This window comes from Micromonospora maritima, from assembly GCF_902825405.1.
Taxonomy (GTDB): Bacteria; Actinomycetota; Actinomycetes; order Mycobacteriales; family Micromonosporaceae; genus Micromonospora; species Micromonospora maritima.
In genome coordinates this window covers 1-1,944 of the sequence record NZ_CADEAU010000753.1, presented here as the reverse complement: position 1 = coordinate 1,944, position 1,944 = coordinate 1, and the positions used below count along the sequence as shown (strand labels likewise).

2 protein-coding genes are annotated in these 1,944 nt (G+C 74.0%); both read left to right on the top strand.

Annotated elements, in window-relative coordinates:
* Positions 1-924: flavin monoamine oxidase family protein (locus HUW36_RS31905; protein WP_174531461.1), on the top strand; the 924-nt coding region annotated here is incomplete at its 5' end.
* 129 nt (positions 925-1,053) lie between these two features.
* A complete protein-coding gene (locus tag HUW36_RS31900; protein ID WP_174531460.1) occupies positions 1,054-1,800 on the top strand; it encodes a lysozyme in 747 nt (248 codons plus the stop codon).
* Positions 1,801-1,944: the final 144 nt, after the last annotated feature.

Here is a 1,944-nt window from a genome sequence, read left to right as displayed (position 1 = left end):
ACCACGCTCGGCGGCTGGCTCGCCGCCACCGTGCCGGACCCGGTCACCGCCCGGTACGCCGGTCGCCTGCTGGCCGGTGGCCTGCTGGCCGCCTCGCCGGACGAGGTGTCGCTGCTCCAGTTGCTGTTCTACCTGCGCAGCGGCGGGGGAACCCGGTCACTGCTGGGCATGGCCGGCGGCGCGCAGCAGGACCGGATCGTCGGCGGTCCGGCCGCACTGGCCGAGCGGATGGCCGCCGCCCTGCCGCCGGGGACCCTGCGACTGGCCGCCCCGGCCGACGCGATCATCCAGGACGCCTCGGGCGTGCGGGTCCGGGCCGGGGACGAGGCGCACCGCGCCGACGCGGCGGTGGTGGCGCTGGCGCCGGCCCTGGCCGGCCGGATCCGGTACGACCCGCCGCTGCCGGCGCTGCGTGACGGGTTGACCCAGCGGATGCCGATGGGCTCGGCGTTCAAGGTGCACGCGCTCTACCCGGAGCCGTTCTGGCGGGCCGACGGCCGCTCCGGTGTGGCCACCACGGACACCGGCCCGCTCACCGAGACGGTGGACAACTCACTGCCCGGCCTCGCGGGCGGGGTGCTCACCGCGTTCAGCTACGGCGCACAGGCTCGGGCGCTGCGCCGACTGTCGGTCGCGCAGCGCCGCGACGCGCTGTGCGACGCCCTGGCCGCGCTGTTCGGGCCCGCCGCCGCCCGCCCCGACGACCTGGTGGAGTACGACTGGTCGGCCGACCCGTGGACCCGGGGCTGCTTCTGCGGCATCCTGCCGCCCGGCTCGTGGTGCGACTACGGCCCGCGGCTGCGGCCACCGGTGGGCCGGCTGCACTGGGCCGGGACGGAGACCGCGACCCGGTGGAGCGGTTACCTGGAGGGCGCGGTGACGGCCGGCGAGCGCGCCGCCGCCGAGGTGCTCGCCGCGCTCTGAGCGCTCCTGATTGCAGAGAAAATCTTCGATGCGTCTATTGAAAAGTTTCTCCGTCCTGTGACCTAATGTTGACAGTTCCTTTCGTCATACTCCCGCCGCCCGCGAGGCGGCAACCCCCAGGGAGGACAGATGCACCGTTCGATGCGATCGGCGCTGCGCGCGGCCGGGGCCGCGCTGCTCGCCACCGTCACCGTCGCCGCGGCGGCCCTGCTCGGCGCGGCCCCCGCCCACGCCGCGCCGGCCGGACTGCCCGGGATGGACGTCTCCAGCTACCAGGGCAACGTGAACTGGTCCGGAGCGTGGGCCAACGGGGCCCGGTTCGCCTACGTCAAGGCCACCGAGGGCACGTACTACACCAACCCGTACTTCGCCCAGCAGTACAACGGCTCCTACAACGTCGGGATGATCCGCGGGTCGTACCACTTCGCCCGACCGGACACCACGAGCGGCGCCACCCAGGCCAACTACTTCGTCGACCACGGCGGCGGCTGGTCGAAGGACGGGCGGACGCTGCCCGGCGCGCTGGACATCGAGTACAACCCGTACGGCGCCACCTGCTACGGGCTGAGCCAGGCGTCGATGCGCAGCTGGATCGCCTCGTTCGTCAACCAGTACCACGCCCGCACCGGCCGGTGGGCCACCATCTACACCACCACCGACTGGTGGAGCACCTGCACCGGCAACACCGCGCAGTTCGCGGCCAACAATCCGCTGTGGATCGCCCGCTACTCCAGCAGCGTCGGCACGCTCCCGGCCGGCTGGGGCACGTACTCGTTCTGGCAGTGGGCCTCCTCCGGCACCTTCCCCGGCGACCAGAACGTCTGGAACGGCACCCTGGACCGGCTGCGCGTGCTGGCCTGCAACGGACCCTGCTGACCCACGCCGACGGGGCGGGCCGCACCGGTCCGCCTCGCCGGCCGTACCCGACGAGGAGGTCCCGATGTCCGTTCCCCTCCCCCGGCGGGCCGTGCTGCGCGGCGCGGTCCTGCTCGGCGCCGCCGCCGGCGCCGGCACGCTGGC

Bases quoted from the DNA above. Each gene is read 5' to 3' on its own strand.
- HUW36_RS31900 (WP_174531460.1), top strand. From the start codon at position 1,054: ATGCACCGTTCGATGCGATCGGCGCTGCGCGCGGCCGGGGCCGCGCTG.